General features: G+C 64.5%; 11 protein-coding genes and 1 pseudogene. 5 read left to right on the top strand and 7 right to left on the bottom strand.

Features of this window, described 5'->3' with window-relative positions:
* Nucleotides 1-5 precede the first annotated feature (5 nt).
* The 3 genes from NKJ72_RS14335 to hemP are packed head-to-tail and all read right to left on the bottom strand — an operon-like array spanning nt 6 to nt 2,200.
* Nucleotides 6-914 carry a heme/hemin ABC transporter substrate-binding protein gene (locus tag NKJ72_RS14335; protein WP_352477660.1) on the bottom strand — a complete coding sequence of 303 codons (909 nt, stop codon included), beginning with the start codon at nt 912-914 and terminating at the stop codon, nt 6-8.
* A gap of 11 nt (nt 915-925) precedes the next feature.
* A complete protein-coding gene (locus tag NKJ72_RS14330) occupies nt 926-1,984 on the bottom strand; it encodes a hemin-degrading factor (RefSeq protein WP_352477659.1) in 1,059 nt (352 codons plus the stop codon).
* Between the two features lie 9 nt (nt 1,985-1,993).
* The gene (gene hemP, locus NKJ72_RS14325) at nt 1,994-2,200 is read right to left on the bottom strand and encodes a hemin uptake protein HemP (protein WP_352477658.1); all 207 of its coding nucleotides are present in this window, start codon (nt 2,198-2,200) and stop codon (nt 1,994-1,996) included.
* A 288-nt stretch (nt 2,201-2,488) separates the two neighbouring features.
* Between hemP and NKJ72_RS14320 the strand changes: the two genes are divergently transcribed.
* Genes NKJ72_RS14320 through NKJ72_RS14310 form a run of 3 tightly spaced genes read left to right on the top strand, consistent with a single transcriptional unit; the run spans nt 2,489 to nt 6,408 of the window.
* Nucleotides 2,489-4,636 (top strand): TonB-dependent hemoglobin/transferrin/lactoferrin family receptor, encoded by a 2,148-nt coding sequence (locus NKJ72_RS14320; protein ID WP_352477657.1) that lies wholly within the window; start codon nt 2,489-2,491, stop codon nt 4,634-4,636.
* Between the two features lie 5 nt (nt 4,637-4,641).
* Entirely contained in the window at nt 4,642-5,073 is a 432-nt protein-coding gene (locus tag NKJ72_RS14315; protein ID WP_352477656.1) for a hypothetical protein, read from the top strand.
* A 36-nt stretch (nt 5,074-5,109) separates the two neighbouring features.
* Entirely contained in the window at nt 5,110-6,408 is a 1,299-nt protein-coding gene (locus tag NKJ72_RS14310; RefSeq protein WP_352477655.1) for a TonB family protein, read from the top strand.
* A 69-nt stretch (nt 6,409-6,477) separates the two neighbouring features.
* On the opposite strand, the gene putA is transcribed toward NKJ72_RS14310, so the two are convergent.
* Nucleotides 6,478-10,089, bottom strand: a complete 3,612-nt coding sequence (gene putA / locus NKJ72_RS14305) for a bifunctional proline dehydrogenase/L-glutamate gamma-semialdehyde dehydrogenase PutA (RefSeq protein WP_352477653.1) — start codon at nt 10,087-10,089, stop codon at nt 6,478-6,480.
* A gap of 163 nt (nt 10,090-10,252) precedes the next feature.
* Between putA and NKJ72_RS14300 the strand changes: the two genes are divergently transcribed.
* Nucleotides 10,253-10,705 carry an Lrp/AsnC family transcriptional regulator gene (locus tag NKJ72_RS14300; protein WP_352477652.1) on the top strand — a complete coding sequence of 151 codons (453 nt, stop codon included), beginning with the start codon at nt 10,253-10,255 and terminating at the stop codon, nt 10,703-10,705.
* 66 nt (nt 10,706-10,771) lie between these two features.
* Here NKJ72_RS14300 and NKJ72_RS14295 read toward each other — a convergent pair whose 3' ends face one another.
* Together NKJ72_RS14295 and NKJ72_RS14290 are read right to left on the bottom strand one after the other, a co-directional pair.
* Nucleotides 10,772-11,971 (bottom strand): cytochrome-c peroxidase, encoded by a 1,200-nt coding sequence (locus NKJ72_RS14295; protein WP_352477651.1) that lies wholly within the window; start codon nt 11,969-11,971, stop codon nt 10,772-10,774.
* Between the two features lie 7 nt (nt 11,972-11,978).
* Nucleotides 11,979-12,425: a FixH family protein gene (locus tag NKJ72_RS14290; protein ID WP_352477650.1), complete on the bottom strand. Its 447-nt coding sequence runs from the start codon at nt 12,423-12,425 to the stop codon at nt 11,979-11,981.
* Between the two features lie 157 nt (nt 12,426-12,582).
* Between NKJ72_RS14290 and NKJ72_RS14285 the strand changes: the two genes are divergently transcribed.
* Nucleotides 12,583-13,512, top strand: coding sequence for a sugar kinase (locus tag NKJ72_RS14285; protein ID WP_352477649.1), 930 nt, complete (start codon nt 12,583-12,585; stop codon nt 13,510-13,512).
* On the opposite strand, the pseudogene NKJ72_RS14280 reads toward NKJ72_RS14285, so the two are convergent.
* Nucleotides 13,505-14,459, bottom strand: a pseudogene (locus NKJ72_RS14280) (NADP-dependent oxidoreductase). The gene NKJ72_RS14285 and the pseudogene NKJ72_RS14280 overlap by 8 nt on opposite strands.
* Nucleotides 14,460-14,484 lie beyond the last annotated feature (25 nt).

Here is a 14,484-nt window from a genome sequence, read left to right as displayed (position 1 = left end):
CGCGCTCAATCCGTGACCTGGCTGCCATAGAGCGAGACGGCGAGATCATGGATGGCGTCGGCCGTGCGTGGACCGAAGCCGAGCAGGTAGCCGCCGTCCATGCGGATCAGCGTGCGGGCTGCACCCGCCGGCGTCGAAGCGACGGCAGGGTTCGAAAACAATTCGTCATCCGCGGTGGCCGGCCCGGCGTTGTTCATCATCAGGATCACGTCGGGCCTGGCGGTGATGACTGCCTCGTCCGACAATTGCTTGTAGCCGGCAAATCCGTCGATGGCGTTGATGCCGCCCGAAAGCTTGATGATGCCGTCGGCGGCGGTGTCGCTGCCAGCGGCAAGCAGCTTGCCGCCCTGCATCGACAGCACGAACAGGATGCGCCTGCGCTCCTTGATCGAGGCGGTCTGCTTTTCAACTGCCTTCAGCTTGGCGTCTGTCTGGGCCGCCAGCGCATCGGCCTTGGCCTCGGTGCCGAGCGCCTTGCCGACGATGTGGATCTTTTCTAGAATGCCTTCGTGGTCGTAGCGCTCGGGCACCTCGATGAACGGGATGCTCGTTTTCTTCAGCACGTCGACGGCTTCCTTCGGTCCGCTGCCGTGCAGCGCCAGTATGCCCGACGGATTGACCGACAGCACACCCTCCGGCGACAGCTGGCGCATGTAGCCGACATCAGGCAGTTCCGCCGCCGCTTGCGGATAGCGGCTGGTCGAATCGCGGGCGACCAGCCGATCCTGCTCGCCGAGCGCAAAGACGATCTCCGTGATCGAGCCGCCGATGGCGGCTATCTTCGACGGGTCCGCAAAGACCTCCGTGCCTTCAGTGGCGTGGGCCGGCAGCAATGCGGCAAAGGCCAGGAAAAGGGCGATCGCCGGCCCGAGCGCCATTCTGAAAACACGCGCCCGTTTGAGCAAAGACACCATAGTCGTTGTCCTCAGGCTGCGGTCGGGCTTGGAATGCGCGGCAGGTTTTCGGCCAGAAAGCGCCAGTCTTCGCGCTCGCTTTCGCCTTCGTGCCGCTTACCGAAGAACTGGATGATCATCTTGCCGTCGGCGCCATAGACTTCGAGCGACGTGACATGGCCGTCCTTGGTCGGCTTGCGCACTGCCCAGACCTCATCGATGTGGTCGGTCCGCAGGTGCAGATGGAAGGTTTCGTCGAGCACGTTGAGCCATAGTCCCATCGGCTTGATCGAGGCGACGGGGCCGGAATGGATCTGGATGCAGCCGCGATTGCCGACAAAGCACATGATCGGAATGGCGCCGGCAGCGGCGTGGTTGAACATGGCGTTCACTGCATCCTTCTCGACCAGCCAGGCGTAGTCCTGGCCGACCATGCGCACCGCCTGTCGGCGACTGATCTTCAGTGTCTTCAGCATGCCGAAGAACTGGTGCACGTCGGTCAACTGGCTCCAGCGGTTGCGCAGATCGTCGACGCTCGCCGAATTGTCCGCAGTCTCGGTCTCGTCAGCCGTGCCCGCTGAAATCGCCACCGTCGGCTCCTGGTTCGGCGATTCCAGCCCGGCCACCAGTTTCTGATAGGCGTAGAGGTTGGAGGCTGGCCTGAGATGCACCTTGTGTACCGCCTCGCCTGCGGTGTCGAAGAACTGCAGGCTGCGGCGGATGTCGGCGCCATCGCGCTTTTCCAGGGCAAAGCCGTGCGCCCAGACTTTTGGGAAAATGCGCAGGTCGATGTTTTCGCCGAGCACCATGGCATTGTGATTGCCGGTGACGACCTTGTCGTAGACGCCAATCTTCTCGTGCACCGCGCTTTCGTTGCGGGTCAGCGCCATCACCTCACCGACAGCTTCGAGGCCAATCAAGAGGTCGTTGACACGCGGCTCGACGCGCACGACCCCGTCGCCGCAATGCGCGGCGACCAGTTCGGCCTCCGAAATCCTCAGCTGGGCGGCGAGGTCACGCTCGCGCATCTTCGGATTGTCTGCCCGTGCCCGCCGGATCTCGTGCGGGGCGGGTTTTACGCGCTGGTCCATTTCTACCACCTACTTGTTGAGAATGAGCTTGCCCTGCCGGGTGATCTTCAGCCGATACAGCGCACCGTGATGCTCGATGCCGATCTCGTGCTCACCCTGGAACAGCGTGTTGCTGGACAGCGTTCTCACGGCCGATTGGACCCGGTCGAAACGGATGGAATTTTCGTCGGAACGGCGGACGCGATAGCGAAAGTCGCTGGGATTGTGCGTATTCATTGGTTCGATCCCTTTCCTGTGCCGGGCATCTGGCTCGGCGCCTGCGTGAAATGCCGATTCAATTCTTGACTCGAATGGTCATGTTATTCTAGCAGTGCAATACCGGAGTAAATGAGTCAATATTTAAGGCGCCGGACGCGATGAAAAATGCCAGCGAGCCCAAGCCAGCCAGCATCGAACATGGATTCTTGGAGTTGCAGCATGGGGTTGGCGAATTGGGGACGGCTGGCGGGCAACGGCCTGACACACTGGTCGACGGCAAGAAAAATGGGGTCTATGGCAAGCAAAATGGCCGCGTTGCTGGCCGGCGCGGCGGCGATCCCGCTGCTCGCCACACCGGCCGGCGCCCAGCAGGCCGCCCAACCGGCAACCGGCCAGCAACGGACTGACCCGTCACAACAGCCCGAACAGGCAAAGCCGGCTTTGACGGGTACCACGCTGCTCGACAAGATCCTGATCCTCAGCCGTACCGGCGAGACGGCGATCGAGTCGCTTGCTTCAGCCAGCCATGTCGACGAGGAACAGCTCGAGCGCCGCATGGCGACGACGCCCAACGAAATGCTGTTCGGTGTGCCGGGTGTCGCCGTCCAGGCCGACGCGAGGCGTGTCAGCTCCAGCATCAACATCCGCGGCCTGCAGGATTTCGGCCGCGTCTCCGTCATTGTCGACGGCGCTCGTCAGAATTTCCAGCGCTCGGATCATGGCACGCAATCGATCTTCTACATCGATCCCGAATTAATCAAATCCGTCGACGTGATCCGCGGCCCGGTCGCCAACACCTATGGCTCCGGGGCGATCGGCGGCGTCGTCTTTTTCGACACCAAGGATGCGCAGGATTTCCTCAGGTCCGACGAGACCTGGGCGGCAGCAGCGACCGGGCGCTACGAAACCAACGGCGAAGGCTGGACCACCAGCGCCAGCGGTGCCTATCGGATCAACGAGAATTGGGACGTGCTCGGCAACATCGTCTACCGCGATTATGACGACTACAAGCATGGCGGCGGCGACACTGTAGCGGGCACCGGCTTCGACGTCTTGAGCGGGCTGCTCAAGACGACCATCCGCCCCAGCGACAACAGCGAACTGAAGCTCGGTTGGATCGGCTCGAACGACGGATGGACCGAAACCAGCGGCAGTGCGCCGGTGAACGACGCCGACCTGAAGGCGAATACCTTCACGGCCCGCTACAACATCACCGACGAAGACAGGAGCTGGCTCGATCTCCACATCAACGCCTCTTACAACAAGACCAAGCTCGATCTGACGACCCTTGTCGCGCAAAACCGGTTTGATCCGGTCACCGGTCTGCCCGTGGTTTTGCCGGCGGGTTCGAAATCGATGTTCGACATCGGCACCTCTGGCATCGACATCTGGAACACGTCGAGATTCGAGACCGTTGGAATCGCGCATGAGCTGACCTATGGCGGCGACTGGGTCGGCGACGATGTCGAGACAGGCGGCGCGGCGGGCGGCGACAGTTTCTACACGCCTTCGGGCGATAGAAACGTCTCCGGCGCTTACGTTCAGGACAAGCTCACCTGGTACTGGCTCGAGGTCATCGCCGGGCTGCGTTACGACAGCTACAAGCTCGACAGCGATGTCGGCGAAACCTCTGGCAACCGGCTGTCGCCACGCATCACAGTGGGCCTTTCGCCCTTCGAAACCGCCGGCCTTTCCGGGCTGCAATTCTACGGCACCTATGCGGAAGGCTACCGTTCTCCGTCGCTGTCGGAGACGCTGATCAGCGGCAATCATCCGTCAGGCGTCAGCTTCCCGTTTCTCCCCAATCCGAATTTGAAGCCTGAAATCGGCAAGACGGTGGAGTTTGGCGTCAATTACAGCACCAATGGCGTCATCGAGGCTGATGACGCGCTGCGGCTGAAGGCGGCCTATTTCAACAACAACGTCGACGACTACATCGACGGCGTGACGTTGTCGCCGTTCGACCCGACCAGCGGCTGCCCATTCGGTCCGGGCATCCCGATCTGCTTCCAGTACCAGAATTTCGCCAAGGCCAGGATCCACGGCTTCGAGATGGAGGGCGTCTATGACGCCGCCTGGGGCTTTGCCGGGCTGTCGGCGTCGGTCACCGACGGCCACACCATCTCCTATGAAGGCGAACGGGCGGATCTTGTCACGGTCCCCTCCTCCCAGGTCACCGGGCAACTCGGGTTTCGCTTCCTCGAGGACAGGCTGACTATCGGCGGCGAGGTGCAATACAACGGCAAGCCGCAGGGCAACGCGGTGGCCAAGGACTATACGCTGGTCAATGCCTTCGCCAGCTACCAGGCGACCAACAATTTCAAGGTCGATTTTCGCGCCGACAATCTGTTCGACGTCAAATACGCCAACCCGCTGAACGCATCGACGACGAGCGTCGTCTACGAGCCCGGCGTCACCCTGAAGCTGGCGGCGACCATGAGGTTTGGAGGCTGACGACAATGACAGGCATGACGGCATCCCTTCGTCTGTTCGCCGCGGTGCTGGCAATATCGCTTGCAGCGGCTCCGGCATGGACACAGCAGCCAGCGCCGGCGCTGAACCTAGAACTGAACGGCGCGCAACCATCCGACAAGGGCTGCCGCCTGACCTTCGTGGTCACCAACAATCTCGGTGCCGATCTGTCCAAGGCGGCATTCGAGGTCGCGCTGTTCAACGAGGTCGGTGTCGTCGATCGGCTGACCGTGCTCGATTTCAAAGAGCTGCCGGCAGGCAAGACCAAGGTGACGCGTTTCGACCTTGCCGGCACCGATTGCGGCAAGCTCAGCCGCGTGTTGATCAACAGCGCCACGGAATGCGCCGGCGCCGAGCCGAATGCCTGCATGCGCCGGCTGAAGACGCAGACCAGGACCGGCATCGCCTTCGGGGTCTGAATTTTGGGACTGGAACCCGCCTTCGCACGAAACGCCATGGCGTGGCCGCTAGCCGGTTTCCTGCCGCCGGAGCCGGACGATCCGGATTTCGCCATCCCGCGCGAGGCGCTGCGTGTTTCGCTGCGCGACAGACCGGAAGACAGTTACATCGTCGATGCCGACGGCAACTTGCATACGGTGCCTGTGGAGCCAATGCGGCAGGCACGACAGAAGCAGCGGCGCCGCAACTGGACGGTGGCGATCGCCTGCTCTTGCGCATTCCACGTAGCCGTGGCGCTGGCTTTTCTCACGCTGCCGGACGACCGGCCAAGGATCGAAGGTGCCGACCAGCAAGGCGAAATGCTGCTCGGCGCCGACCCGCAGCAGGCAGCCGGCGATGTCGGAGACGACCCGGACGTGGCCAACGTGACGATGGTGACGATGCTGGACGCCAGACCGGTGGAAACGGTCGAGGCACAGGCGACTGCGGCGGCGGAGACGCTCCAGCCGGTCACTGGCGCGGCCGAAGCTTCCGGAACAGAAGTGGCCGAGCCGGTCAGCGAGCCCGCCACGGAGGCTGCTGCGCCTGCCGATCGCACCGAGCCCGCACCTACCCAACCCGTCCGGCCAGCCCGCCAGGGCCCATCGCCCGACATTCTTGCGACCGACAGGCTGGTGCCTGCCGACGACAATGCCGTGCCGCCGCCAGTCAGCGCGGTCGAAACGGCCGAGCCTGCCGAGACGAGTGCTCCGGCACCGGCCGACCCGGCGCCGGCCGAAACGGTTCAGACGACCGAGACAGTCGGCGCGGCGGAAGAACCGAAGCCGGAAAGGCCGAAGCCCAAGCAACCGAAAAAGGCAACCGCACAGAAAAAGCCGGCCAGGAGGGCCGAACCAAACGAGCCCGAAAAGCCGGCCTTGCGCAAGAAAGCGAGCAAGGCACTTGCCAAAGCCGATTCCAAGAAGAAAAAGACCGGCTCTGGCGGCCGTGACGAAACGGATGTCGCGCGCGGCGCGGCCGACGGCAAGAAGGACGGCAAGATCCTGACCGCCAGCAGGGGCGGCAAATCAGGCGTCGGCAATGCGACCGTCACCAACTATCCCGGCAAGATCAGGTCTAAGCTGGTGCGGGCGTTCAATTCGACACGCACGCGCGCCACCGGCACGGCTACCGTTGCCTTTACCGTCGCATCGAATGGCAGCGTCCGGTCGGCCAGGCTGACGGGCAGTTCGGGTGTTGCCGCGCTGGACAAGGCCGCACTCGACGCAGTCCGCCGGGCTTCTCCGTTTCCCCCTATTCCAGATGGAGCCGGTCGCTCGGCCTGGCAGTTCGAAGTGCCGCTCGGTATCAGGTAGCGACCATCCCCATGCCGGCACCAAAGTCGGCGCCGCCGCTGCCGGCGATACGCGAACCCTGGCGAAACCCTACGCAGCGGCCAGCAGGCTGGCATTGCCGCCCGCCGCCGTGGTGTCGACGCAGACGGCGCGCTCGTGCGCATAGGCGGCCGGATAATAGACTTCGCTGACCAGCGGCACGATCGGGCCGGCGCGCTCGGCGATGACCTTGCGCACGATGCGCGCGGCCTCGGGCGTGCCGGAAAAGGCCACGACATCGACCCGCAGCGAGCGCGCTTCGACCGGGTCCGGCCGGCCGTCGATCGCCGCCAGCGGCAGGCCCTTGCCGGTCAGCGCTGATAGCGCTGCCGGCGCGCCGGGTGCGACGGCGAGCACGGCATTGCCGGCGGCCAGCGCCTGGATGGTCTGGGCAAGCAGCGTATCCGCGTCGGGACCGAGGCACAGCACGCGCCCGCGCGGCGACAGCGACAGCGTGTTGGCCTCGCCGGTCGGCCCGGGCAGGTCGACCTGGCCGAAATCGATCGCGGCTGCAGCGCCGATGGCCGCGGCGCCCTTGCCGCGCAGATGTTTCCTCAGGATGGCTACGCGGTCCGGCCGCGTCGACCAGCCGCCAAACGTCGGGTCCGGCAGATTGTCGGCGAGCTCGGTCGCCGTCACCTTGCGGCCTTCGGCAAGATGGGTGCCGGCCTCAGGCCCCTTGCGGAAGCGCCGGAGATAATGTGGTCCGCCGGCCTTCGGCCCGGTGCCGGAAAGCCCCTCGCCGCCGAACGGCTGCGCCCCGACGACGGCGCCGATCTGGTTGCGGTTGACGTAGATGTTGCCGGCATGGATGCCGTCAACGAAATGCTGGGCGCGGCCTTCGATGCGGGTGTGCAGGCCGAAGGTCAGGCCATAGCCCTTGCGGTTGATCGCCGCGATCACCGCATCGATCTCGTCGGCATCGAAGGTGGCGACATGCAGCACCGGCCCGAACACCTCGCGCTCCAGCTCCTCGATGCCCTTGACCCGAAAGACGTGCGGCGCAACGAAGCGACCATCCTTCGGTGCTTCGAGTTTGGCGATCAGCCGGCCCTGCAGGCCCATTTTGGTGCAGTAGTCGCGGATCGACGCTTGCGCCTCGTCGTCGATGACCGGGCCGACATCAGTCGATATCCGCCAGGGGTCGCCGAGGCTGAGTGCTTCCATCGCGCCTTTCAGCATCTCCAGCATCTTCTTCTCGACGTCCTTCTGCACGTAGAGAATGCGCAATGCCGAGCAGCGCTGGCCGGCACTCTGGAAGGCGGAGGCCAGGATGTCGCGCACCGCCTGTTCGGGCAGCGCAGTGGAATCGACGATCATGGCGTTCAGGCCGCCGGTCTCGGCGATCAGCATGGCATCGGGCGCAGCGGTCTCGGCGAGTTGCTTTTCGATCAGCTTGGCGACCTCCGTCGAGCCGGTGAAGCAGACGCCGGCAATGCGCGGGTCAGCGGTCAGCGGGCCGCCGACCGAGGGGCCGTCGCCGGGCAGAAGCTGGATGACGTCTTCCGGCACGCCGGCCTCGCGCAGCAGCTGGACGGCGCGAAAAGCGATCAGCGGCGTCTGTTCGGCAGGCTTGGCGATGACGGAATTACCGGTGACGAGTGCTGCCGCGATCTGCCCGGTGAAGATGGCGAGCGGAAAATTCCACGGCGAGATGCAGGCGATGGCGCCGCGCGCCTCGGTTCCCGCCTCGGCATTTGCGGCCTCGGCCGCATAGTAGCGCAGGAAATCGACCGCTTCACGCACCTCGGCAACGCCGTCGGCGAGCGACTTGCCGGCCTCGCGGGCGGCGAGTGCAAAGAACTCGACCGCGTTCGCTTCGTAGAGATCGGCCGCCCGGTTGAGGATGGCGGCGCGCTCGGCAACCGGGCGTTTTGCCCACGCCGGTTGTGCCTCGACGGCGATGCGCACCGCGGTCTCGACCTGCTTGGCGCCGGCCTCGCTGACCGTGCCGACCACTTCCGAAGGTTTTGCCGGATTGACGACCGGACGCTGCTTGCCGTAGCCGGCAGCGCGGCTGACCGGCTTGGCGTGCCAGCGCTCCGGCCCGGCGAACTCGGCCCTCGCCTTGTCGATCGCAGCCAGCGTCAGCGTGTCGGTGATATCGAAACCCTTGGAGTTGCGCCGGCCGGGACCGAAGATCGCAGACGGCGGCACGATCGCCGGATTGGCGGCGGGACCTTGCTTCTCCACCGTATCGAGCGGGTCGCGGGCAATGTCCTCGGGCTCGACCTCCTCGTCGGTGAGCTGGTGGACAAAGGAGGAATTGGCGCCGTTCTCCAGCAGCCGGCGGACTAGATAGGCAAGCAGGTCGGAATGGGCGCCGACCGGCGCATAGATGCGGCAGCGCGTGCCTTCGGCTTTGCGCACCGTCTCGTGCAGAGCTTCGCCCATGCCGTGCAGCCGCTGGAATTCGAATGTATCGCGGTCCGTCGTCATCGACAGGATGGCGGCGACGGTGTGGGCGTTGTGGGTGGCGAATTGCGGATAGATGCGATCGGTCATCGCCAACAGCTTCTTCGCGCAAGCCAGGTAGGAGACGTCGGTGTTGGCCTTGCGGGTAAAGACCGGATAGCCGTCGAGCCCGAGCGTCTGCGCCCGCTTGATCTCGGTGTCCCAATAGGCGCCCTTGACCAGCCGCACCATGATGCTGCGGTCATATTTCCTCGCCAGTTCGTAGAGCCAGTCGATAACGAACGCGGCGCGTGGGCCATAGGCCTGCACGACGACGCCAAAACCGTTCCAGCCGGCAAGCTCCGGCTCGGCCAGCACCCGCTCGATGACGTCCAGCGACAAATCGAGGCGGTCGGCTTCCTCGGCGTCGATGTTGAGGCCCATGCGCGAATGGCGCGCTGCGAGCGCCAGCGACAGCAGCCGCTCGGCCATGACCGGCAGCATCTTTTCCTTCTGCGTCACTTCATAGCGCGGATGCAGCGCCGACAGTTTGACCGAGATGCCGTGGTTCTGGCGGATGTCGGGGCCGTTGGCGCCGGCATCGAGCGACGAGATGGCGTCGGCATAGGCCTTGAGATAGCGCAAGGCATCGGCCTCGGTGCGGGCCGCCTCGCCCAGCATGTCGAAGGAATAGAGATAGCCCTTCTGCGTCATCGGCCGGCCGCGCCTGACCGCCTCGGCAATGGTGCGGCCGAGCACGAACTGCTCGCCCATTTCGCGCATGGCAGCCGCCACCGCCTTGCGGATGACCGGCTCGCCCAACCGGCGCACCATGGCGCGCAGCGTGCCTTCGATGCCGCCCTCGCCTTCGTCGAGCACCCGGCCTGTCAGCATCAGCGCCCAGGTCGACGCATTGATGAAGATCGAGCTCGAGCCGCCCGCATGCGCCGACCAGTCGTGCGGCGCGATCTTGTCGGCGATAAGGTCGTCCATCGTCTCGGTGTCGGGCACCCGCAACAGCGCTTCGGCCAGGCACATCAACGCCACGCCCTCCTTGGTCGAGAGGCCGTAGGCGGACAGGAAGACTTCCATCAGCCGCGGATCGGACGAGCCGCGCACTGCCCGCACCAGATCGGCAGCGCGGGCCGAGATCGCCTTTCGGTCTTTCCCTGAAAGCCCCGTCGCCTCGGCCAGCCGCTTCACAGCCTCGTCTTCGTCAGGCAGGTAATTGGCACGGATCTGCTGGCGGATGGCATCGAGCGCTGGCATGACGGTCCTGTAGAGCGAGCATCAGGGAGCGGGCCGGCGGTCGCCGGACCGAATGGCGCAAAGCTAGCACAAAGCCCGATCGCAGTCGGTCCAAAGAAATCGACAGCGCAGGTCGATTGATCTATCATGATGACTGATGCCCGTCAATTTGACCAGAATTTTCATGACAGAAGACCAATTGGACCGCATTGACAGGAACATCCTGTCGGCGCTGGGCAGCAATGGCCGGCTTTCCATGTCGGAACTCGCGGCAAAAGTCGGCCTGTCGAAGACGCCGGTGCAGGCGCGGGTGAAACGGTTGGAGAAGGACGGCTTTATCAGAGGCTACCAGGCGATCGTCGACCACGAGCGGATGGGCGAAGGTCATGTCGCCTTCGTCCAAGTGAAACTGTCCGACACCCGCTTGGCCGCGCTCGACGCCTTCAACCGCGCCGTGCAGGCGGTGCCGGAGATCGAGCAGTGCCACATGATGGCGTCGAGCTTCGACTATCTGCTGAAGGTCCGCACCACCGACATCGCCGCCTATCGCCGCGTGCTCGGCGAGCGGATCTCCGCCCTGCCGCACGTTGCCCAGACCTCGACGTTTGTCGCGATGGAGACGGTGAAGGATCGGTAGGAGAGCGCTGTTGCGGTAATGTTGGCGGGACAGCGAAGGATCGCTACACAGCGCGCTGAGCCACCCTCACTCCGCCAGTGTCTTCAAAAACGCCACCAGCGCCGCGCGTTCGCGGTCCGAAAGCTGCAGCGGGTGGATCTCGGATGTGCCCTCGACGCTTGCCGGTGCCTTGGAATAATGCGCCACCACCTCGTCGAGCGAGGAAAACTGCCCGGCGTGCATGTAGGGCGGCCGGGTGGCGGCACCCCGCAGCGACGGCGTCTTATACGCACGAACGAGTTCCGGCCCGGCCTTGACCATGAAGCGCAGTTCGCGGCAGGCGCTGGCACCGCCGTCGCGAAAGGCGCCGAAACAGTTGAACGGATCGGCCTCGACTTGGCGTACCGCGTCGACGCGGCCGCGATCCGGCGGCAGGCCCGCGACCGGCGGCACGCCGGTGTTGTGGAAGCTGCCGTCTGTAAAACGCGGGCCATTGTGGCAGGTCACGCAGTTGGCCTTGCCCACGAACAGCTTCAGGCCGAGGATTTCCTCCGGCGAAAAGGCGGCGTCGCCTTTCGGCTCGGCGCCCGCAGCCAGATCGATGGCAAAGCGGTCGAAGCGTGTCTGCGGCGGCGCGATCGAGCGCTCGAAGGCGGCGATCGCCTTGCCGATGTTGGCAAAGACGCGGTTGACCTCCTCGGCTTGGCTGGCGGGCATGGCTTTCCAGGCCGCCTTCTCGGCATCGGTGCCGAGCGGGCTGGCATTGGCCGGCACGCCCGAAAGGTTCGGCAGCGGGCCGAAGATGCGCTCATAGCGCTCGCCGAAGCGGGCCTTGATGTAATGCGCGAAGGCGGCGCGGTTGCCCGCCTGCTCCAGCGGATTTTCGAGGGGTGTCAGCGCTTGCGCCCACAGGCTGTCGCGCCGCCCGTCCCAGAAGAACCAGGGATCATGAGCGACGCCGGCCAACGGCATGGTACGACGATTGGTGCGGCCGACACCGACCGCTTGCGGCAGGTCGTCCTGGAATTGGCGGTCGATCTTGTGGCAGGTCGAGCACGATACCGTGCCGTCGCCGCTCATCCCGGTGTCGAAGAACAGCGTCGAGCCGAGTGCCGCGGCGGCCGGCACATCGGCGAAGCGATTGGTGGTGTCGGGCTTCAGCGGCGGCAGCCTGGACAGCGCCAATGAGGCGATGGTCTGCTTTTCGGCATCGGAAAACTCCGGTCTGCCGCAGCCGGCAAGCACGGCCACCACCACCAACACGAGAAGACTGGAAAACCGGCTCATCAGCGGCTCACAGCACCACGTTGAAGACGACAGTGTCCGAACCGGCCGCAGCGGAAATGGCAAAATGCAATTGCCACCACCCGCTCATCGTGAATTTGACCCCGTCGATGCGATAGCGCCCCGCGCCGAGGTAATCGGTCGCCTGCGGGCTGGTCGGCAGACCGTGCTTGTGCTGCGGCATGCCGCCGGAAATCGTTATCGCAGCACCTTCCACCGGCGCACCCTCGATGGTTTTCAGCGTCAGCAGCCAGGATTCCAGTTCGCCCTGCCGGATGACGCCTTTCTCGGGCTGGAAAGTCGCCACGAACAGCTTGTTCGCCGTCGTCTTGGAACGGCCTACGTCCGAGCTTGGTTGCGGCGCATGCGGCGCCGTCAGATAGACGAGGGCCAGCACGCCGGCAAGCAAGGCAGCCAGGCCGAGGCCTCCAAGAAGATAACGCCATAACGATGCCAAACCAATTCCTGTTCTGCGGATAACGTTTCGCTGGGCAGATCGCGTCCCGCGCCCCTGTGGGAAATCGCGCCCAGCGCAAGAATCCGCCGTCGGCAAGCATGGCGCTGCCGGCCGCAAAAAGCTACAGCACCGCAATTGCAGGATGGAGGAGTGCTTCATGGCAGGAAACGGCATCGCCTCGATTGGCGAGTGCATGCTCGAGCTTTCGGGCCAGGCCGGGCCGAACTGGCGCATGGGCTTTGCCGGCGACACGTTCAATACTTTATGGGCGCTGCATGCCTTGAGCAGCGAGCGGCCGGCGACCTACGTGTCGGCCTTCGGCGACGACCCGTTTTCGCGCGACCAGATCAAGTTCCTGGCCGAGAACGGCATCGGCATCGGCGCCAGCCCGGTGATAGCGGGCGCCCGCCCCGGCCTCTATGCGATCACGCTGACCGGCGCCGAACGTTCTTTCACCTATTGGCGGGCCGATGCGGCCGCAAGGCAGTTGGCTTCGGACCCAGCGGCATTGCAGAAAAGCCTTGAAAACCAGGCGCTTGTCTATTTTTCCGGAATCACTTTGGCAATTCTCGACGAGGGTCCACGCAAGGTACTGCTGACGGCCGTGGCCACAGCGCGCGCGGCCGGCTCGCTGATCGCCTTTGATCCCAATTACCGGCCGCGGCTGTGGCGCCGGCGCGAGGAAGCACAGGCCGCCATGCTCGAGGCGCTCGCAGTCGCCGACATCGCGCTGCCGACCTTCCCCGACGAGCAGGTGCTGTTTGGTGATACGACACCGCAGGAAACAGCCGAACGGCTGCGAAAGCTGGTCGGCGAAGTCGTCGTCAAGAACGGCGAGGAGCCGGCGCTGATCGCCCGGAACGGCAGCTTGCAATCGGTGCCGGCGGTGCATGTCGCCGCGCCGGTCGACACCACCGGCGCCGGCGACTCCTTCAACGGCGCCTACCTCGCCGCCCGCCTTGCCGGGCATGCCCCGGCAGAAGCGGTGCTGCGCGCCCATCGCGTCGCCGCCGCCGTCGTGCAGGTGCGCGGCGCCCTGGCACCGTTCGAGACGCTGAGGGGTGCGTTCGAGGCACCTGCTATCTGAGCTTGATGACGACCTTGCCCTTGGCGCGTCCTGTTTCGATATAGGCCAGGGCGTCATTGGTCGCTTCGAATGGAAAGACTCGATCCACAACCGGGCGGATCGCGCCGGCTTCGATGAGAGAGGTGATTTTGCTCAGCTGATCCCCCCTGCGCCCACATGAAAAGGAACGAAAACTGCACGCCGCGGCGCTTGGCTTTGGCCCGAATTCCGCGACTCAGCAAGCGCAGCACCAGTCTCAGCATCAAATTCAGTCCCTTTTCCGTGGCAAATTCGGGATCCGGTGGACCGGAAATGGAGATGAGCTTCCCACCCGCTTTCAGCACGCTCAGGGATTTTTCCAGTGTTTTGGCGTCCTGGCTGTTCAAGACGACATCGTAGCCCGACAGAACTTTCTCGAAGTCGTCTTTCCTGTAGTCGACGACGACATCGGCGCCGAGGCTTTTCAGCAGATCGGCACTCGCCGCGCTCGCGGTTGTCGCAACGGTCGCGCCGAGGTGCTTGGCCAACTGAATGGCGAACGTTCCGACGCCGCCGGAACCAGCCTGAATGAAGACCTTCTGTCCCTTCGTCAGATTTGCCCCGTCGATAAGCGTCTGCCAGGCGGTCAGTCCGACCAGGGGAATCGAGGCCGCTTCTTCCATGCTGAGATTCTCAGGCTTCAAGGCCACGTCGGCTTCATTCACGGCAATGAATTCGGCGAATGTCCCAATCCGGCCATCGCGCGGCCGCGCATAGACATCGTCGCCGCCTTTGAACTTGCGAACTTTCGATCCCACGCGGATAACCGTCCCAGCCACGTCGTGGCCCAGGATGAACGGGCGGCGATAGGGCAGGATGAGCTTGAATTCTCCGGTTCTGACCTTGGAATCGAGCAGGTTCACCCCAGCGGCATGGACCGCTATCAGGACATCGCCGTCCTGGAGCTCCGGTTCCGGCAGATGCCGCAAAGGCGCTGATCCGGCCGGTTCAAAA

The organism is Mesorhizobium sp. M0045, assembly GCF_040323385.1.
Taxonomy (GTDB): Bacteria; Pseudomonadota; Alphaproteobacteria; order Rhizobiales; family Rhizobiaceae; genus Mesorhizobium.
The sequence above is the reverse complement of the archived record's forward strand: the minus strand, read 5'-3'. Positions and strand labels throughout refer to the sequence as shown.